Raw genomic sequence first — 19,299 nt, 5'->3', positions numbered from 1 at the left:
ACTCTTCCTTCACAGGCGTCGGTTCCTGCCGTGAACGGCCGAGATTCGAACTCGGTCGTTCAAAGGGATCAGTTTTGTTTCGACCCTGACCGCCCCGTCCGACGGCGAGGGAAACCAAGCCTATCGCGCATCGCGTGCGTGCTCAATTCAGCCCTCTTCCCATCCGAGACGACTGCGAGGTCGAGGACCTTCTGCAATTCGGCCGCGTGGCGAAATGACGGTTCGGCCTGGACGCCGTTGCGGACTGCATCGACGAAGCGCTGGTAGTTGGTCGCCACCGTTCCGGCGTCGAGAACCTGCCATTTGGCGTTCTCGACGTCTTCGCCGATGCAGGCTTTCAGCTGCGAGCCGGTCAGATTGTGCACGACTTCGATGCCGCCCTTGTCGCCGTAGATGCGCAGACGGAGTTCGTTCAAATGGCCGGTCGCCCAGCGGCTGGCATGGACGACGCCGAAAGCGCCGTTGCTGAAATCCAGCGCCATGGTGAAACTGTCATTGGCATCGAGTTCGTACTCGCCGATCCGGTTGCCCGGCGCCTTGTCGAAGGATCTCAGCCGGCAGAACACATGGTCGATGTCGAGCGCCGCGCCATAGCTGGCGAAATCGAGAATGTGGATGCCGACGTCGCCCAGCACGCCATTGGAGCCGTGGCCGCGCGACAGCCGCCACAGCCATTTCGGATCGGTGCGCCAGTCGCCCCAGAACTTGGACACCAGCCAGCTCTGCAGATAGGACGCCTCGACATGCCTGACCGTGCCGATCTCGCCGGCCAGCACCATAGCGCGCGCTCTCTGCAGCGGCGCGACATTGCGATAGGTCAGGTTGACCATGTTGATGATGCCGGCCCGCTCGGCGGCATCGGCCATTTCACTGGCCCTCTGGTAATTCTCGGCGAGCGGCTTTTCGCACAGCACCGGCTTGCCCGCCGCGATCAGCATCATGGTGGTCGGATGGTGGATGCGATCGGGCGTCACGTTCGCCACCGCGTCGAACTTGCCCCATGCCAGCGCCTCGTCCAGCGACGCGAACCGGTAGGGGATACCGTAGATGTCCGAAAACTTGTCGACGCGCGTACGGTCGAGATCGACGGCGCCGATCAGTTCGACGCCATCGATCTTGCCGAACTGCCTGGCGTGCTCCTCCGCCATCCAGCCGGTACCGAGTATCAACAGGCGCATGATTCTTATCCTTAGGACAGAGCTTTATCTTCTTGTTCGATCATGGATTTCCCGAACCAACGGTTCGGGATCGCAGCCTAGCGGAAGCCGGCTTCGCCGGCGGAATGAAGTTTTCCGCCGCGCTCGACGATCGGCTCGAGCGCCTTTTCCACCGGCACGTTCGGCGCATCGAGGATGGCTGGATTAGAGCCTTGCGGGTTGTGTGCCCATCTCACCGCATTGCGCAGCACCTTGTGGACGTTGGCGTCGTGATAGGTCGGATAGGTCTCGTGGCCGGGCCTGAAATAGAAGATGTTGCCGGCGCCGCGGCGATAGGTCAGCCCCGACCGGAACACTTCACCGCCCTGGAACCACGAGATGAACACGGTCTCGAGCGGCTCCGGCACGGCGAACTGCTCGCCATACATCTCCTCGTTTTCGAGCTCGAAATACTCGCCGATCCCGGCAGCGATCGGGTGGTTGGGGCTGGTCACCCAGAGCCGCTCGCGCTCGCCCGCCTCGCGCCATTTCAGCGTGCAGGGCGTGCCCATCAGCTTCTTGAATATCTTCGAGAAATGGCCGGAATGGAGAACGATCAGCCCCATGCCTTCCCAGACGCGGCGCGCCACGCGCTCGACCACTTCGTCGGCGACGGCGCCATGATCCTTGTGCCCCCACCACAGCAAGACGTCGGTCTCGGCCAGACGGTCGGCCGGCAGCCCATGCTCCTTCTGCTCCAGCGTCGCCCACGATACCGAAATCTCCGGGTCGAGCTTCAGCGCATTGGCAATCGTCGCGTGCATGCCCTCGGGATAGATGCCGGCGACCACCTCATTGGTCCGCTCGTGGATATTCTCGCCCCAGACGACAGCGCGTATTGTCATGATGTCCTCGTGATTGTTTGAAGCTGGAGCCGCCCCGGCCGGTCAGTCATAATATCCTCGGCCGGGAATGAAAACCGTTTCGCGGCCGGCTGCTGACAATCTGTTGGAAAGCGGGCGGGAACGTCCAGGCGGCAAAACCAGCAATGCCGGCGGGACAGCGCCCCCTCTGTCCTGCCGGACATCTCCCCCACTTGTGGGGAGATTGACTGTCATCCGCGATTTCGCCAATCGCCAACGTTGCAGGATGGCGACAGACAAACGCGAAGTCCGATCTCCCCCCTTGTGGGGGAGATGTCCGGCAGGACAGAGGGGGGCGCGAAGGATCGCTAAAGAACGGCTTTCGTAGTGCGTCGCCGCTACCGTCTAAGCGCCGCGGCCCTCTTGGGCGACGCGTGTCAGCGGCTTCGACAGGCGCGGCACCACGACGAGGCGCTTGATCTTGCCCTTCTTGTAGGCGGCGAGGAAGCGGGCATAGTCCTTGAAGACGACGCAACCATTGGATTCGGCGCGCCCGCCGCGCAGCATGTAGGTGTGGGCGAGCAGGCCGTCGCGGCCATATTTGTTGCTGCCGCTGGCGGGGGTGAGACGCAGGGCCTCGACGCCGTGGAAGCGTGATTCCCGCAGCGTCAGATTGTAGGTGTCGGGCGGCGTTGGACCGACATTCTTCTTGTGAACATAGCGCGGCTGGTCGACCATCGCGCCCAGTCCCGAATGCGCCTCCAGCCGCGAGCCGTCGGGCATATAGACGGTCTTAGCCGAGATGTCGTAGACGGCGACGCCGCTGCCCATGTTGGGCGTGGTGAACAGGTTCCTGAAGGCCCCGCCGAGACCGCCGGAAGGCATGTCGGGCTTGGCATAGGCGAGCATGTCGCCGCCCTGCGTCTTCGACCGTTTGCCCGGCTTGCCCGACACCGCCGGCACTGCCGCTTGTGACGAATTGCGAGGCGACAGGCTGCCGGGTTGCGTTTCGGCCGGCGGAGCGTCGGCCGTCTGGACCTTGCTCGCCCTGGATGCCTGGGTCTTGGATGCCTGGGCCTTGGATGCCTGGGGCGGCTCCGTTTTTGCTGCTTGATCCTTTGGCGCCCGGTCTTTCGGCGCCTGGTCTTTCAAGGCTTGAGCGCGAGGCGCCGGCTCATCGATGTCCGCCCGCGGACGCAGCGTCGGCAGCGGAATGCTGTCGGGCATGTCGTCCTGCGGCGGCAGCGAGGCCAGTTGGACCTCAGGTTCGTGCGGCTCTTGCGAAGACGCGGGCTCGCTTGCCGCGACGGCTGCCGGGAGCACGTCGATCATCTGCTCCGGCAATGTATTCGCCAGCGCCAGCGCCAGTCGCGACGAGCGTTCGATCTCCGCCACCTCCGGCCCGAAGCGCACCGATGCCGGGCCGTTCGGGTCGGGTATGCGTACCGGCTCGGCGAACCGGGCGTCGGCCGGCAGGCTTGCGAGCATGACGGGTGAGCCGGAGGAGGCACGGGCAAAGGCGGCGGCAAGCTTTTGCGGCGACAGCGCGGCTTTGGCCACCACGTCGTCGAAGCTTGGATGCCGCGATGCGGCGGCGACAGGCGGCACGGCATTGCGCTTGAGACGCGCCGATTTTCCCTGGTGAACGAAGTTCGACGCCGACCGCAGGCAGTTGGCATCGCATTCGTGCTGCAGCAGCCGGGCCGACAGCGCTGCGTTTGCCGCGGCCCATGTCGGGGCCTGCGCCTTTGCAAGGCTGCGGCGAGGATCGGCGAGCGCGATGGTGCGCGGCGCGAGCAGGCTTTGCGGAAGACCGTTGGAAGCGGCGGTGAGCGAGGTTGCCATCGAATTGAGGCCGGCCAAGGTCGCTACCGACCATAAAGCAATGGCTGCGCCGACGGCCGGAACCGCGACCCAGCGCAGGCCGGGCCTCATCGAAGTCAATCCAGTTGCAGGACTGTCACCCCGGGTTTTCGCACTTACAAACGCCATTCAACCACTCTCAATCGGCCGATGCCGGCTAGCGGATTTCGCAGCCGTGACATTCACAGTTCGCCTGGTGCCCCCAGCACACTTCGCGTCTGTTGCCGATTGATTCAAAAGATGGACAAAGTTGGTTAACCAATCCCTCTACCGACCGCCGATTGGGCGACGGTCACACCGAAAAACGCCCTCCAAAACCTGCATAGTTGGCAAAACTGCCCTCCAATGATGACTTTGCTGCCCGTTTTTGTCGGCCGAGTCAAGAAAGCGAAATGACTAGACCTTGCTGGGCGGAGTTGGCCATGGCTGCCAAAACGAAGTCCGGCCGACCAGAATCGCGCGGCCGGCAGCCGCCGCCATCAAGCCCCGGCTATCGGTCAACGGCCACTTGTCGAACCGCCACTTGTCGACTGCCACGCGGGCGAATGAACGGTTAACGTCTGAGAATTTGGGATAGCGGCAAGATGTTTACTGCATAGCAGCTGAATGTCGCGAAGGCTGGAACGGGATATTCAAACACCTAGGCTACAGCCATGACTATGTGAGCCTGAATTTTGGCAGCAACCTCGCCGCTGCCATGCCTGTCTGCAATTGCGGCTGCGGCATAGTCGGTTGCAGCGTCCAGCCTTCCCGCCTCCCTGGCCTCGATTTCGTTGCGAAGCAGAGTGCCCTGGCAATAAGCAACGGCCGGAAGGCGAGGAGAGGAGGCACGGCTTTGTTCGGCCCTCGTCTCGATCACCACACCGGAAAAGCCTGCATCCTCCAATTCGCTACGGATCAGTGCCGTATCGTGGTAGCCATGCGGCGTGCGTGCCAGAAAGCGCGGCGGATCGTTCGGAAAAATCCTCGCGAGAGCATTCGTCACATCGTCCGCAAATACATTCTCTTCGATGCGATCCCATACGCTGAATAGAAAATGTCCTCCGGGCTTCAGGACTCGCCGGGCCTCGCGGTAGGCAGATGAGCGGTTGGGAAAGAACATCGCACCGAACTGACAACAAACGAGATCGAAGGTCGCATTTTCAAACGGCAGCGCCAGAGCATCCGCCTGACGCCATTTGATGCGATCGTCGGGAGCTTGCTGCGAAGCGGCGTAGTCGAGCATCGGCTGGTTGAGGTCGGTTACGACATAGCTTGCACCGGGGGACAGTTTTGGCACCAATGCGCGGGTGACAACCCCGGTGCCCGCGGCGGTTTCCAGAACGGCGCTTGGCGACAAGGACGCTGCTCGTCGTGCAAGATCTGCGGCGAACGGCTCGAAAATCAACGGCACCATATAGCGGTCGTAGTTTTCCGGAATTGAGCCAGCGAACACCTTGTCCGTTTCTAACATTGCTATCCCCGTCGCCCGTTTGATGGCTCGCCAGCATAGCATGGAATTGTTTGCCATTCGGTCGTATTCGACCGGGAGGCGGTTCGCTCCCGGAAGCTCTCAAACGCCGTGCTGCAATTACCTGCATATGTGCTAATGTATTGCAGCCATGCGCATTGGTGCGTGGCCAATATAATGGGAGGATGCGATGAAAACCATAAATCGCAGGTCTGCAATTGCGCTCGGCGTGACGGCGGCCGCGGTAACGCCTTTGTTCACGCTGGCGGCAGCTGCAAAGGTCAAGAAATACGGCCCGAAGGAAGGCAAGGAAATAGCCCCCGGCGTCAGGGTGGTTGAGGTCGGCACCGGCAATTCCGATATCCCCGCCTACAAGAGCATCTCAATTGTCGATGTGGTCTTTCAGCCGGGAGCAACTGCTCCTGCAATGGTAATGGACAACGACATGGTGTGCACCATTGCCGCCGGTGAATTCACGATCAAGAAAGCCGACAAGCAATTCAAGCTCAAGGAAGGTGACGTCTATACCTGCTCCAAGGGCAAGACCGACGAGGCAGCCAACACCAGCAAGGTGGTCGGCATCCACCGCATCGCCGTCTTGATACCTGCCTAGCGCATGCCAGCGAAACCGGCCCGCGTCCTCTTCGGAGACGCGGGCCTTTTGATGAGGTGCCTGGCCTAAGCGGCGCGCAAATTTTCCACGGGACGCAAATTCTGGTTCATGCGGAACAGGTTCAGCGGATCATAGCGCTGCTTGATCTCCAGAAGCCGCTGATGGTTTCCGCCATAGGCCGCTGCGACACGGTCGACTTCGTCGTCCGGCATGAAGTTGACGTAGACCGTGCCAGCGGCGAAGGGCCTCGTGCTTTCATAGATGCCGCGCGCCCAGTCGATGCAGGCGCTGTCCATTGCCGGTTCGCGCCAGCGCGCGTGAACATTCATGACGTAGTGCGCGCTGCGTTGCGGAAACGCCGTTGCATCCGCTGTCACACGGCCCGCGGCACCGCCGAGATGGGCGAAGAATATCTCGCATTCCGGCCCCGGAAGCCCAGGTATCGCGGCCGTGACGACCTCGATCGCGCTGTCGGACAGCTCGGTGAAGTCATGGCTCTTCCAGTAGTTTCGAGCACCTGGCGCCAGCAGCGGATCGAATGCCTGCTCCCAGCCGGTGAACGGGTTAGGACCGACAACATCGGCAATCGGTGTGCCGATGGCGCGAAGCCTTTGCGTCGCCTTCTCGCCCTCCTCGAGGTCGCCGCAATAGCACATAGCCAGGACCAGCACCTCCTTGCCATGCCATCGCGCCGGCAGGAACGGCAGCGGTGGCGCCTGCCGCATGACCACCCAGCAGGTCAGCTCATTGGGCGCTGCTTCGAGAGCCGCCCGGTACTCACGCAGCACGTTTTCGGCGTCGGCAAAAGGATGAACGACAAGTCCCGACAGGACCTGTGGACCGACCTGATGGAGCTTGAACTCGAAGGCCGTGACGACGCCGAAATTGCCGCCGCCACCGCGCAGCGCCCAGAACAGGTCCGGATTTTCCGTCTGGCTGGCGCGCAAAAGCTTGCCGTCTGCGGTGACCACGTCGGCGGAGAGAAGACTGTCGATGGTCATGCCGAATTTCCGCGTGATCCAGCCGAAGCCGCCGCCCAGGGTCAGGCCTGAGATGCCGGTGGTCGAGTTGATCCCGGTCGGCACTGCCAGTTCGAAAGCCTGTGTTTCCCTGTCCACATCGGCGAGCGTCGCTCCAGGTTCCACCCATGCCCGCCGCGTCGCCGGATCGACCCGCACCGACTTCATCGGCGACAGATCGATCATCAGGCCGCCATCGCAGACGGCGCTGCCGGCGATGTTGTGGCCGCCGCCGCGAACCGCGAGCAGAAGCTTGTTTTCCCTGGCAAAATTCACGGCAGCGATAACGTCGGCAGCGCCGGCGCAGCGCACGATCAGCCCGGGCCGCCGATCGATCATGGCATTCCAGATCGTCCGCGCTTCGTCGTAGGCGGCGTCGCCTTCACTCAGGACAGTGCCGCGCAGTTGCGCCGAAAGCGCCTCTAGGGCCGCGGCGTCGACGGTCGTCGTGCCGCGCTCAAGTGTGGTGAGGCTCATGCTGTCCATGGCTTTCCTCCCGATTTTGCTTATGAGCCGTTTCTCCCTCCGCCCGCTTTGCAAGTGTGCGCTTATATTAGAAATCACGCAAGTTTATGGATGACCGCAGACCGGTCTGCGGGCCTGCATTGGCGCCCCTGCATGGGCGCATTCGCAAGCCGGCGCCACGCTGGACATTTGGCTTCACGAAACGGCTCGGTGCTCTTCCCGAGCGGCCTCCCAGACCTCGCGCGCCGCGTCCGCGTTCAGTGCCGCGATTCCCAGGCCGACGATCAGATCCGGCCATGCCGATCGCCACAGGAAGGCCGTCACCAACCCGGCCAGTATGATCGCGATGTTGGCGACGGCGTCGTTGCGGGCCGAGAGGAATGCCGCCCTGGTAAGACTGCCGCTGTGACGGCGGTAGCGCGCCAGCATGTAGGCGCATGACAGGTTGACCGCCAAGGCCCCCAACCCTGCCAGCGTCAGCGCCGTTGGCTGCGGCGGCACCGGCATGTTGAACTTTTCCCACGCGGTCCACAGCGTCGCCAGGCCCGGCACCAAAAGGATAAGCGCCAGCGCCATTCCGACCCGCGATCGGGCACGCAGCGACCATCCCATGGCGAGCAGTATCAGGAGATTGACCGAGGCATCTTCCAGGAAATCGACGCTATCGGCGAACAGCGACACCGAGCCGATCGCCAGCGCCACGGCGAATTCAATGCCGAAATAACCGAGGTTCAACAGCGCGACGACAAGCACCACCCGGCGAAGGCCGTCCGACGTAATGGCTTGTTGCATGGCCTGTCCTGACGTGATGGTGTTGGTGCTCTTACCAGTTGTTTTTCCAGCGCAACAGCCGCACGGCATTGGCTGTCACCAGCACCGTCGCCCCGGTGTCGGCGAGGATGGCGGGCCACAGGCCGGTGATGCCGGCGATCGTCGTCACCAGGAACACCGCCTTCAGCCCCAATGCCATTGTAATGTTCTGTTTGATGTTGGCCATGGTTGCTTGGGACAGCCTGATCATAGCGGCGACGTCTCCGACGCGTCCATGCAGCACCGCTGCGTCAGCCGTTTCAAGAGCGACATCGGTGCCGCCACCCATGGCGATGCCGACATCGGCCGCCGCAAGTGCCGGCGCATCGTTGATGCCATCTCCGACCTTGGCGACCCTGAGCCCCTGCCGCTTCAACTCACCGACGATGCGCTGCTTGTCCTCGGGCAGCAATCCGGCGCGCGCCTCGATGCCGAGTTGCTTGCCGATTGCAACCGCGGTGCGCTTGTTGTCACCGGTCAACATGACTGTTTTGATACCAGCGTCAGTCAGCGCCTTCAGCCCGGCGAACGCGTCCGGCCGGGGTTCATCGCGCATGGCGATGAAGCCGGCAAGAGCGTCGTCGATTAGCAGCACCGACACCGATTTTCCTTCATCGTTGAAGGCCGCGATGCGTGCAACCTGGTCGGCCGGCAGCGGGCTTATCTCGCCGGCAGCGACCGTCGAGCCCAGAAACAGGCTTTTGCCGCCAATACGACCGATTACCCCTTTGCCACCGAGCGCCTTGGCATCAGCCGCAGGCGGCACGGGAACCTTGTCGAAACCGGCCCTTTGGAGGATGGCCAAAGCGAGGGGATGGCTTGAGCCGGTCTCAAGCGCTGCCGCGAGGGAAAGGACCTGACGTTCACTGGCGCCCACTGCAACGACATCGGTGACCTGTGATCGCCACGAGCGCCGCGACGGCGACCACGCCGGGCATGTACCAGCGCGAGAAACGGTCGATGAAGCGCTCGGTGGGCGCCTTGCTTTCCTGCGCCTCCTCGACCAGCTTGACGACCCGTGCAATCGTGTTGTCGGCGGCGCCCGCCGTGACCTTGACGCGCAGCACGCCGTCGCCGTTGATAGTGCCGGCGAAAACCTTGTCGCCAGCCACTTTACGAACCGGGACGCTTTCACCCGACACAGGCGATTCATCAATGGCGCTGTCACCCTCGGTGATCTCGCCATCAGCCGGCATCCGATCACCGGGCCGCACCAGAATGATGTCCCCCACGGACAGACTTTCGGCCGGCACCTCGCGGGTCGTCCCATGCACTTCGACTAGCGCAGTCTTGGGAACCAGTGTGGTGAGCGCCTGGATGCTGGAACGCGCCTTCCCGGCGGCCACCCCTTCCAGAAGCTCGCCGATTAGAAACAGGAAGACCACCGTCGCCGCTTCCTCGCCGGCGCCGATGATGACGGCACCGGTGGCCGCCACGGTCATCAGCATTTCGATTGTGAACGGAATGCCGGCGAGTGCGGCCATGACCGCTCGGCGCGTTATCGGCACGAGTCCAATCAGCATAGCGGCGATGAAGGCCCACGGGCCGGTCGCGGGCCAGGCGTAGTGAACCGCGAAAGCCACCGCCAGGGCGACGCCGCTGGCGATGGTCAGGCCGCCCTTGGCGCTGTTCCACCATGGCCCCGACATCGGCGCATCATCGTTGCCATGCAATCCCGCTAATTTCTTGTCGTGACTGTGCGTTCTGTGGTCGTGGTCGGCCAATTGATCGGAGGCCGGCGCTCCAGACTTGGCGGTCACCGGTGCAACAGCGTAGCCGAGGCCGGTGACTTTCCTCTCGATCGCGTCAAGATTGCTTTCGGGAGTATGAATGACCGTCAGAGTCCCTGCCGAAACGGACACGTTAACATCCTGCACGCCAGGCATCCGCCGCACAGCCGTATCGACTTTGCTGGCACAGCTGGCGCAATCCATGCCTTCCACGCGGAATTTTGTCTCTTGCCCGATCTCAGCTATCTCGCACCTCTTGTAACTTTGAACGCGACGCTACATCCTCTAGTGACTAGAGGAGCAAGCGAAAAATGCCAGCAGGTGTGACCATCGGTGAAGCAGCCCGACGCAGCGGCGTGAAGGTTCCAACCATCCGCTACTATGAACAGATCGATTTGCTTCCAGCCCCCGCCCGCAGCGAAGCCAATCGCCGGCATTATGAAGCGGCCGACTTGCGCCGGCTCGCCTTCATCAGGCACGCGCGAGAGCTTGGGTTCGAGATCGAGGCCATCAGGACGCTGCTGACGTTGCAGGATAATCCCAATCAGCCCTGTGGAACCGCCGACGCCATCGCCCAAGCCCGTCTGGCCGATGTCGTCCAGCGAATACGCAGCCTTACCGCATTGAAGATCGAGCTGGAGCTGATGGTTGAGGGCTGCCGGCAGGGGAAAGTCTGCGAATGCCGTGTGATCGAGGTGCTGTCAGATCACGATCAATGTGAGCATCCTCATCATTGATTTGCCAAAGCAGAGCCCCTACCAGCGCCGATGTCGCGGCATGCGGAGCTTGCAAAAGCCGCACTTTGCAGTCAACCTGAGCGGATGATGGCACGTCTGTCACCAAAACACCTTCTGACTATGCTGCTCGCGATCCTCGTGACCGCCGGGTTCAGTCTGTCAGCCGCCCAGGCTGCCGTCATGTCGGCGAGGATGGCGATCGACAGCCGCATGATGATGGCCGCAGATGCCGGCACCACAGACGCCGACATGGCCAAGATGGCCGATGCCAAGGGCGGCGACTGCAGCGCTTGCCTCAAGAGCTCAGCCGACAACGACAAACCGATGCAATGTGCGCCGACCTGCGTCGCACCGGTTCTGGCGGTGCTGCCGCAAGCTCTCCTTGTAACGGGACTGCCGCAGGCCGAGCTGCCGCCGGCGCTTCCCGCCGCGTTCCTGCATGGGCGAAGTCTGCTGCCCGAGCCATTCCCTCCAAGACCCAGCGCTCTCGTCTGACGCCGTTCTGCCGTTTCCGCGGTTGATTGACGGCGTTTGATCGCCCGCTTGCGTGTACTGCGCAACGGGCGCGGCAGCAATTCAATCGATGTCGCGACCTTCGCCGTCGATTACCGCAGGGGTCACAAGGGTGAATTCCGTTTCAAGTCCGTTCATAACGCGCCGCAAATTCCTGTTTGCGGCAGCGAGCATTGCCGCCTCCGCAGCGATCCGCCCTGCACTGGCTACCGACGAACACCGGATCAGGGTGGCGCCGGGCCAGGCACGGCTCGTCGGCCCCGATGGCCCGCGCACTCCGGTATGGGCCTATGATGGCACGGTCCCTGGCCCGACACTGCGCTTGCGCCAGGGGCAGCCCGCTCGCATTGTCGTCGAGAACGGACTGGGCGAAAACACCACGGTTCACTGGCACGGCATCCGGCTGCCGAACGCCATGGACGGAGTACCCGGCCTGACGCAGAAGCCCATCAGGCCCGGTGAAAACTTTATTTATGAATTCACCCCGCCCGATGCCGGCACCTTCTGGTATCACCCGCACGCCAACAGCCTGGTTCAGCTCGGCCGTGGCCTTGCCGGCGCGCTGATCGTCGAGGAGGCCGAGCCGATCGCCGTCGACCGCGACATTCTGTGGCTGCTGCAAGACTGGCGGCTTGCGGCCGATGGACAGATCGCCGCCGGCTTCGGCAGCGCGATGGATGCCGCCATGTCCGGCCGCGTCGGCGGTCTCGTGACCCTCAACGGCGCGCGCCCGGCGGACCAGAAGGTGCGGACCGGCGAGCGCCTCCGGCTGCGGCTGGCCAATGCATCGCTCGCCCGCATCATGGCCCTGAGCTTCGAAGGCCACCGGCCGGTTGTCATCGCCATCGACGGCCAGCCCTGCGATCCGCACGAGCCTGAAAGCGGCCGCCTGGTGCTGGCGCCTGCGATGCGCGTCGATGTCCTGCTCGACCTGCAGGGCGACCCCGGCAGCCGGCACGCGGTGATCGACGATTACTACGATGGCCTCGCCTACACCCTGACCACGCTCGCCTACGACGCCGGAGCGCCGCTGCGCGACCATCCTCTCGATGCGCCGCTTCGCTTGCCGGCCAATCCGCTGCCGGCCCCCGACCTGGCCAGGGCCGAACGGCATGAAATCGTCCTGCAGGGCGGCATGATGGGCGGCGGTAAGCTGGCCGGCGTCGGCGGCATGATGGGCATGGGAATGCCCGGCATGAACGGTACGGCCGCCTGGGCGATCAACGGCATGTCGATGACCGGCGACGGCCACGCCGGCATGGCGCCGCAGTTCACACTGAAACGCGGTGCCACCTGTCACCTCACCATGCGCAACGAAACCGCCTGGTGGCACCCCATGCACGTCCACGGCTTCAGCCTGTCGGTGCTTTCGCGCAATGGTTCGCCGGTGCCGCACCGGCAATGGCAGGACACGGTGCTGCTCGCCCCCAAGGATACGATCGAATGCGCCTTCGTTGCGGATAATCCGGGTGACTGGATGCTGCACTGCCATGTCGCCGATCACCAGATGGCCGGCCTGATGACCGCGTTCCGCGTGACCTGAAACTTTTTATCCAACCAAGGAGAACTGCAATGAAACTGACCTACCGCCTAGCCGCACTGTCGCTGCTGATCGCAACGCCCCTGCCCGCCTTCGCCGCAACGATCAACGCCGTCATGTACAAGAACCCGCAATGCAGCTGCTGCGAATCCTACGCCAACTATCTCGAGCACAACGGCTTCAAGGTCGACATCAAGCCGGTCAACAATCTCTCTCAGATCAGTAGCGATGCCGGCGTACCTGCCGACCTCGAAGGCTGCCACACGCTGATGGTCGACGGCTATGTCGTCGATGGCCTGGTGCCGGTCGAGATCGTCAAGAAGCTTTTGACCGAACGCCCGGCGATCACCGGCATAACGCTGGCCGGCATGCCGACAGGCGCTCCAGGCATGGGTGGTGAGAAGCAAGGCCCCTTCGTCGTCTACGCCTTCACCAAGGACGGCAAGGCGCCCACCGTCTACGCGACCGAGTGAGGCTGTTGTGAGCAAACTCGCCATGGTCCTGGTTGGCATGCTGCTGGTGGCATTTTCGCTGCCGGCATCAGCCGCCGAGCCACCGCAGAACTTCGTCGTTAACGAGGCGCCCGTCCCCGTACCGGAAATCAGCTTCGAGGACGGCAATGGCAAGCCGAAAACGCTTGCGGATTTCCACGGCAAGGTCGTGCTGCTCAACATCTGGGCGACGTGGTGCGCGCCCTGCCGCAAGGAGATGCCGACGCTCGATCGTCTGGAGGCCAAACTCGGCGGTCCGGATTTCGAGGTCGTCGCGCTGTCCATGGACCGTGCCGGTCCTGACGCCGTCAAAAAGTTCTATGGCGAGATCGGCGTCACACACCTCGCCCTCAACATCGATGTCTCGGGCAAGGCAATGTTTGCCATCGGCACCGTCGGCCTTCCGGCAACCCTGCTGATCAATCGCGATGGCAAGGAGATCGGCCGGCTGATTGGGCCGGCCGAATGGGACGCGCCCGACATGGTCGACTTCATCCGCAGCCGCATCGCCGCCGAGTGAGAAAGGAACAGATATGTCCGGGTTGAAGGCTCGCTGCGTCGCATCGGCTTTGAACGAATGGAGGTGTTTGCGGCTAGGCGTAATTGCCATTGCGGCGCTGACCGCGGGCTTTTCGTATCAGGCCCAAGCCCACTCACTCGACGAAATCGACGCCATGCTTGAGGGCGACGAGAAATATTTCCAGACGATCGACAAGCCGGCGCCTGAATTCACGCTGCGCACCGCCGAAGGGCGTGCCGTGCGAACGGCAGATCTGCGCGGCAAGGTGGTCGTCCTCCACTTCATCTACACATCGTGCCCGGATGTGTGCCCCCTGCATGCCGAGAAGATCGCCGAAGTCCAGAAAATGGTGAACGGTACGCAGATGAAAGGCCAGGTCAGCTTTGTGACCATCACCACCGACCCGACCAGGGACACGCCAGACGTGCTCGGCAAATACGGGCCGGCGCACGGGCTCGATCCCGTCAATTGGCTGTTCCTGACCACGACCCCGGATCAGCCGGAGGATGCGACCCGGAAGCTGGCGGAAGCCTTCGGCCACAAGTTCACGCTTACGGATGATGGTTATCAGATGCACGGCACCGTCACCCATGTGATCGACAAGGAGGGCCGCTGGCGGGCGAATTTCCATGGCCTGAATTTCGCCGCGGTCAATCTCGTCACCTTCGTCAATGCGCTCACCAATAATGTCGAGCGCCCGCACCATGAGCCGGAAACGGGATGGTGGGCGAAGATCAAGGGCTTGTTCTGAGGCACCATTCACACGCCGGCGGTCCGGCGAAAAAGAGGGAAGGAGAACCCTGTGATCCACAAGTCCAATCCATTGCGCGCAGCCGTCGGCAAAATGGCCCGTGCATTCGTCCTGGCCGGTGCGACGGTCTGGCTGGCGCTCGGTCTTCACGGTCAGGCGATCGCCGCGGGCGAGATGTCCCAGGACCAGTTCGACCAGCGCGTCCACGATTACATCCTGGCGCATCCCGAGGTCGTCATGGAGGCGCTGCAGAGCCTCGATGCCCGCCAGCGCGAGGCCGCGGCAAAAGAGGCGAAAGCCGCCCTGGCGGCCAGGGCCGACGAGATTTTCCGGGACCCGGCGAGCCCGGTCGGCGGCAACGCCGAAGGCGACGTCACCGTGGTCGAGTTCTTTGACTATAACTGCCCCTATTGCCGGCAAGTTGCGCCGATCATGGCGCAAGCCATGGCCGACGATCCGCAGCTCAAGATCGTCTACAAGGAATTCCCGATCCTCAGCACGGATTCCGTATTTGCTTCCAAGGCGGCTCTCGCCGCAGTGCGCCAGGGCAAGTACATGGCATTCCACAAGGCCTTGTATGCGGTGAAGACGCGGGTGACCGAAGCGGTCGTGCTGAAGGTCGCTGCCGACGTCGGGCTCGACGTGGCTAAAATGAAGACCGACATGCAGCGGCCCGATATCCAGGCGTCGATCGACCGGAATACGCAACTGGCCCAGGCGCTGAAGATCAGCGGAACGCCAAGCTTCGTCGTTGGCGAGCAGATTTTCCCCGGCGCGACCGACCTGGCAACGATGAAGAAACTGATCGAGCAGGCGAGGAACAGCAAATGAGCCGGATATGCTACCCAACCCGGCGGACGGTTGTTCTGGGCAGCGCCTTTGGCGTCGCTGCGGTCGTCGGCTTGCTCAAGAGGCCGGATTTGGCGATCGCCGCGGAGGATTCCGATCTGGTGCGCCGTTTCAAATATCTCAGCCAGAACGGCAACAGCACGTGTTCGGCCAAGTTCACGGAGTCCATCGCCACCATGCCGGCGATGTCGCGGATCACGGGCTCGTGCTGCAGCCCTATGGAGACGAAGCGCTATGCCGAGCAAGTGAGCGGCCTGGCCAAGTACCGGGAGATCGCGATGATCCCCAGCGATCCGTACGACATTCCGGCCGGCATCGCACAGAAGATGCTGCCCTACTACGATGTGAAACTCTCCGGCGACGAGCAGCAGGCCTATGACTATGCGATGGCCAATTCCAACGAGAAAGGCCCATGCTGCTGCCCATGCTGGCGCTGGAAAGTGTATGGCGGATTGGCGAAGTTCCTGATCCGCGAGCACGGTTTCACCGGCAAGCAGGTCGTCGACGTCTGGGATCTCTCGGACGGCTGCGGCGGGGGTTTGTAAGACGACCAGGACGTGGTGGACACTCCGGTTGGCAGGACACGGCGGCAGGGCGGCCGATCGGGTTTCCTCGTCGTCTTGACCGAATTCCCCGGCGAGCTAATTGCCTTCGCAGTCGCCGATGCTTACCGACGAAGGCGGGCCTTCACTGACCGTAAAGGTGATTGCAATGATGAATGGTCCAATGGGTACATGGATGATGGGCGGCATGGCGCTCGTCTGGGTCCTGGTGTTCGTCGCGCTCTTGCTCGCGATTGCAGCGCTGGTCAAATACCTGCGAACCTGAAGCCGTAGGGCGCCTACGACCATACGATAGCAAATTCCCAGCAGAAAGGGCCCATGTTGCCGCCGATTGCCGCCGTGGCATGTAAGGCGACAGGGCAGCACGAGGCCGCGTCACTCGTCAGGCAAAGCCTGGAACCGGCTTGGTCTTGCCGCTCAGTTGCGCGCCCAACGTCAGGGTCTGCGGAAAATTCCGGACGATCGCCGCCATCAAGGTGGCGCTGCCGGGACGAAGGGCAACTCCGGCAAGGGCCGCGGCGGCATAGACCCGCGTCGAAAACAGTCTTTTCCAGGCCGCCTCATAGCGTCTGGCGGCAGCCTCGCGCCCTGCCCGGCCACTTGGCGCGGATGCGAGTTCGCAAGCCAGCAGCCAGCCGGACTGAAGCGCCATCGAGATACCCTCGGCGATGACTGGGTGAGACTCTCCGGCTGCGTTGCCGACGCGGAAGATGTCCCCTTCGTAGCACGAGCGAATTCCCGGCCGGATCGGACCCGCGGCAAGCCACGGACCGTCGAGGCGCGCCGGTTCCAGGGCGTCTCTCACGCCCCGGCATGAGTCCACGACATGGCGGGAGACCGCATCGGCGGCCGACACATGTCCACGTTGTTTGCGTAACCGCGCGAGCATATCGCGGCGAATGCAGCACGAGACCGACAACTGGCCGTGATCCGCCGAGACCATGCCACCATAGCCGCCGGGAAAAGCCAGCAGAGGCATCAAATCCGGTGCGAGCGACGACCCGGTGAAATGCGCCTTGAAGCCGAGCAGGTCCGACGGGCGATTGGCCTTTGCGAGCTGGCTGGGCAACGGTCCCGGTTCCCAGGAGCCGTGTGCGGCGACAATCACCGGTGCACGCAACATGGTCGTTTCCTCCCCGGCTTGAATTCGCACCCGTTGCATCTGACCATCCCGGTGGATGGCGACGGCGCGGCAGGGCTGGAAGATTTCGACACCCGCCGAGCGTGCCGCCTGCAAAAGCAGGGAATCGAGAATGTCGCGGCCGAGCGCCCGGCCGAAGCCGTCTTTTGCACGCGGCTCGCTTCCTGCAAAAGGCATTGCCGCCTCGACGCAGGTCTCGCCGGAAAACAGGCCGACGCGGCGGATTTCGGGGCCGGCATTGGCGTACCAGGCATCGCCGATCTCCAGCCGGTCCAGCAGCGCAAGATTGCTTGCCGAGATATATTCGCCGCAGACCTTGCGGCGCGGAAATGCGGTCTTTTCCACAATGGCCACGACCCATCCGTGCCGGGCCAGCGTGAGCGCGGCGGATGTGCCCGCCGGGCCGGCGCCGATGACGATGGCGTCATGGGTCGACAATCGCGTCATGGCTCGTCACTGGCGCTGGCGCCGACGAAGATGTGGGAAAACAGGCCGGCGCGCCGTTCCTCGACCGGTTTGCCGTTGGCCGCAAGCCAGAGGCCGGAAAGCTCGCTGCCGCGAAAGCCGGCACGCACGCTTTGCGCCGCGTCGTTTCGTGTGACGTCATTGGCGCCGATTGCCGGCAGAAGACGGGTCGTGGCCAGCGGCAGTTTCGCCCGCAACGGCTCTGTCGCCAGCAGCAACGGGGCTTTCGGCCTGATAAGCGAAAACAGGCGCACGAGCTGCGCATCGTTGAGATGATGCAGGAACAGATTGACGGTGACGGCGTCGAACCGTGCGCCCTCGAACTTTCCTGTCCAGTCGAAGACATCGGCGGTGATCCCTTCAGCCTTCCATCCCAGCCTGTCAAAATCATCGCGCAATTGCGCGGTGACGAGGTCGACGCGGTCGAGCATTGCCAGTTCGACCCCAGGCCAATGCCTGGCCATGTGCCGCGCCACTGCCAGCATGAAGGAGCCATCGCCGGCGCCGATCTCCAGGATGCGGCGTGGCGGATTTGGCACAAACCTCTTGAGCAACGACGTCATGATCGGCACCTGAAACATCAGCATGTTGATGCGACGAAGGTCGCGGCGCGCGGTCAGCGCTCGCGGATCGTCGGCCGCAAGTCCGTCGAGGATTTCCGGCGCAAGCTGCCGATGCTCCAGGCTGCTCATGACACGGTTCGAAAGAGCATGGTTTCGGCCGTCAGCCCGGGCCCGAACGACATGCCGCAGCCGAGCAGGCCGGGTGGCGCCTTCAACATCTCTTTCATCACGAACATGACTGTCGCAGACGACATGTTCCCATACCGGCGCAAGACCTCACGCGATGGTTCCAGCGCGGTGGGTTCGAGTTTCAGGGCCCTTTCGACGGCGTCGAGCACCGAACGTCCCCCCGGGTGCACGGCCCAAAGGTCGATGTCTTCCGCCGATCGACCGCCGAGGATGGCGGCCTGGTTGCTCCGCAACGCTTCATGAATCGCTGCCGGCACCTGGCCGGAAAGAACCATTTCGAAGCCGTGGTCGCGAATGTTCCAACGCATCAGGTCCCGCCGTTCCCTCGCCACCAAGCAGTAAAAGCTATCGAGCTCGATGCCGGCCGGCTCGGCAGTGATGAGCGCAGCCGCGCAGCCATCGCCCCAGAGGCAGAACGACAGCAGTTTTTCCAGCTCGGTGGTTTCGCGCAGATGCATCGTGCAGAGCTCGATATTGACCAGCAGGACCTTGTCCTGCGGCTCGGAGCGGACGATGTGGCGGGCCAGCTTGAGGCCGTTGATCGCCGCATAACAACCCATGAAGCCGATCATCGTGCGTTCGACCCCGTCCGGCAGCCCGCAACGCGCAACCAGCTCGAGATCGATGCCCGGCGCCGAAAAACCGGTGCAGGTGGTGACGATGAGATGGGTGATGCGGGAAGCGTCGTCGCCAAGCTGCAATCCGTCGATGCCCTTTTGCGCCAGGACGGGTGCGGCATCGTCGAACATCGCCATTCTCATCGCCGTTCCGGGAAACGCGCCGCGGATAAAGGTCCCGGCCAGGTCGGCGGATGGTCCTTCGGGATCGGACGCCGGCGCAAAGCAGGAATAGCGGTGCTCGATGCCGGCAAGATCGGCCATGCGTTCGAATATCCTCCGGCGATCGGCCGCGAGCATGGAGGCCGCGAAACGCAGGTAGAATTGATGAACCTCGTGCTCCGGCACCGCTGTCGCGATCCGGTTGATATAGGCCTTGACGGGCATATTCTGTCTCCTCGGCGTCTGCAC

At 63.0% G+C, this 19,299-nt stretch carries 18 protein-coding genes and 1 pseudogene; 9 read left to right on the top strand and 10 right to left on the bottom strand.

Annotation, left to right across the window (positions count from 1 at the left end):
• Nucleotides 1-68: 68 nt before the first annotated feature.
• The 4 genes from AC0L2X_RS14305 to AC0L2X_RS14290 all read right to left on the bottom strand — a co-directional run bounded on the left by AC0L2X_RS14305 (nt 69) and on the right by AC0L2X_RS14290 (nt 5,315).
• Nucleotides 69-1,178, bottom strand: a complete 1,110-nt coding sequence (locus tag AC0L2X_RS14305) for a Gfo/Idh/MocA family protein (protein ID WP_473558083.1) — start codon at nt 1,176-1,178, stop codon at nt 69-71.
• 77 nt (nt 1,179-1,255) lie between these two features.
• The gene (locus AC0L2X_RS14300; RefSeq protein ID WP_352489914.1) at nt 1,256-2,041 is read right to left on the bottom strand and encodes a ThuA domain-containing protein; all 786 of its coding nucleotides are present in this window, start codon (nt 2,039-2,041) and stop codon (nt 1,256-1,258) included.
• Between the two features lie 363 nt (nt 2,042-2,404).
• Complete coding sequence (locus AC0L2X_RS14295; RefSeq protein ID WP_473558080.1) at nt 2,405-3,934, bottom strand: DUF2778 domain-containing protein; 1,530 nt, start codon at nt 3,932-3,934, stop codon at nt 2,405-2,407.
• A 568-nt stretch (nt 3,935-4,502) separates the two neighbouring features.
• Nucleotides 4,503-5,315: a class I SAM-dependent methyltransferase gene (locus tag AC0L2X_RS14290; protein ID WP_352489911.1), complete on the bottom strand. Its 813-nt coding sequence runs from the start codon at nt 5,313-5,315 to the stop codon at nt 4,503-4,505.
• 187 nt (nt 5,316-5,502) lie between these two features.
• Between AC0L2X_RS14290 and AC0L2X_RS14285 the strand changes: the two genes are divergently transcribed.
• Nucleotides 5,503-5,925 carry a hypothetical protein gene (locus tag AC0L2X_RS14285; RefSeq protein WP_352489910.1) on the top strand — a complete coding sequence of 141 codons (423 nt, stop codon included), beginning with the start codon at nt 5,503-5,505 and terminating at the stop codon, nt 5,923-5,925.
• Nucleotides 5,926-5,990: 65 nt separating this feature from the next.
• Here AC0L2X_RS14285 and AC0L2X_RS14280 read toward each other — a convergent pair whose 3' ends face one another.
• The 3 genes and pseudogenes from AC0L2X_RS14280 to AC0L2X_RS14270 form a co-directional block, all read right to left on the bottom strand.
• Nucleotides 5,991-7,430 carry an FAD-binding oxidoreductase gene (locus AC0L2X_RS14280; protein ID WP_473558078.1) on the bottom strand — a complete coding sequence of 480 codons (1,440 nt, stop codon included), beginning with the start codon at nt 7,428-7,430 and terminating at the stop codon, nt 5,991-5,993.
• Between the two features lie 174 nt (nt 7,431-7,604).
• Complete coding sequence (locus AC0L2X_RS14275) at nt 7,605-8,201, bottom strand: cation efflux transmembrane domain-containing protein (protein ID WP_473558075.1); 597 nt, start codon at nt 8,199-8,201, stop codon at nt 7,605-7,607.
• 31 nt (nt 8,202-8,232) lie between these two features.
• Nucleotides 8,233-10,153 (bottom strand): annotated as a pseudogene (locus tag AC0L2X_RS14270) (heavy metal translocating P-type ATPase).
• A 107-nt stretch (nt 10,154-10,260) separates the two neighbouring features.
• Here AC0L2X_RS14270 and AC0L2X_RS14265 point away from each other — a divergent pair.
• From AC0L2X_RS14265 to AC0L2X_RS14230, 8 genes are all read left to right on the top strand, one after another.
• Nucleotides 10,261-10,686, top strand: a complete 426-nt coding sequence (locus tag AC0L2X_RS14265; RefSeq protein ID WP_473558073.1) for a MerR family transcriptional regulator — start codon at nt 10,261-10,263, stop codon at nt 10,684-10,686.
• 87 nt (nt 10,687-10,773) lie between these two features.
• The gene (locus tag AC0L2X_RS14260; protein WP_473558070.1) at nt 10,774-11,181 is read left to right on the top strand and encodes a hypothetical protein; all 408 of its coding nucleotides are present in this window, start codon (nt 10,774-10,776) and stop codon (nt 11,179-11,181) included.
• Between the two features lie 130 nt (nt 11,182-11,311).
• Nucleotides 11,312-12,742, top strand: coding sequence for a multicopper oxidase family protein (locus AC0L2X_RS14255; RefSeq protein ID WP_473558068.1), 1,431 nt, complete (start codon nt 11,312-11,314; stop codon nt 12,740-12,742).
• A gap of 29 nt (nt 12,743-12,771) precedes the next feature.
• Nucleotides 12,772-13,212 (top strand): DUF411 domain-containing protein, encoded by a 441-nt coding sequence (locus AC0L2X_RS14250; protein WP_023720628.1) that lies wholly within the window; start codon nt 12,772-12,774, stop codon nt 13,210-13,212.
• Between the two features lie 7 nt (nt 13,213-13,219).
• Nucleotides 13,220-13,750, top strand: a complete 531-nt coding sequence (locus AC0L2X_RS14245) for a TlpA family protein disulfide reductase (protein WP_473558065.1) — start codon at nt 13,220-13,222, stop codon at nt 13,748-13,750.
• A 154-nt stretch (nt 13,751-13,904) separates the two neighbouring features.
• Entirely contained in the window at nt 13,905-14,501 is a 597-nt protein-coding gene (locus AC0L2X_RS14240; RefSeq protein ID WP_473599942.1) for an SCO family protein, read from the top strand.
• 51 nt (nt 14,502-14,552) lie between these two features.
• On the top strand, nt 14,553-15,332 hold the full coding sequence (locus AC0L2X_RS14235) for a DsbA family protein (protein WP_473558060.1): 780 nt from the start codon (nt 14,553-14,555) through the stop codon (nt 15,330-15,332).
• Nucleotides 15,329-15,895, top strand: coding sequence for a hypothetical protein (locus AC0L2X_RS14230; RefSeq protein WP_352489899.1), 567 nt, complete (start codon nt 15,329-15,331; stop codon nt 15,893-15,895). Before AC0L2X_RS14235 ends, AC0L2X_RS14230 begins: the two co-directional genes overlap by 4 nt.
• A 400-nt stretch (nt 15,896-16,295) precedes the next feature.
• Here AC0L2X_RS14230 and AC0L2X_RS14225 read toward each other — a convergent pair whose 3' ends face one another.
• From AC0L2X_RS14225 to AC0L2X_RS14215, 3 genes are read right to left on the bottom strand one after another with little or no spacing between them, the layout of a single operon-like run.
• Nucleotides 16,296-17,501, bottom strand: coding sequence for an NAD(P)/FAD-dependent oxidoreductase (locus tag AC0L2X_RS14225; protein WP_473558057.1), 1,206 nt, complete (start codon nt 17,499-17,501; stop codon nt 16,296-16,298).
• Nucleotides 17,498-18,211: a class I SAM-dependent methyltransferase gene (locus AC0L2X_RS14220; RefSeq protein WP_473558054.1), complete on the bottom strand. Its 714-nt coding sequence runs from the start codon at nt 18,209-18,211 to the stop codon at nt 17,498-17,500. Before AC0L2X_RS14220 ends, AC0L2X_RS14225 begins: the two co-directional genes overlap by 4 nt.
• Nucleotides 18,208-19,275: a type III polyketide synthase gene (locus AC0L2X_RS14215; protein ID WP_473558052.1), complete on the bottom strand. Its 1,068-nt coding sequence runs from the start codon at nt 19,273-19,275 to the stop codon at nt 18,208-18,210. The genes AC0L2X_RS14220 and AC0L2X_RS14215 overlap by 4 nt, the downstream gene beginning before the upstream one ends.
• Nucleotides 19,276-19,299 lie beyond the last annotated feature (24 nt).

It is taken from the genome of Mesorhizobium sp. WSM4828, from assembly GCF_055811175.1.
This window is presented reverse-complemented; position numbering and strand designations above follow the sequence as displayed.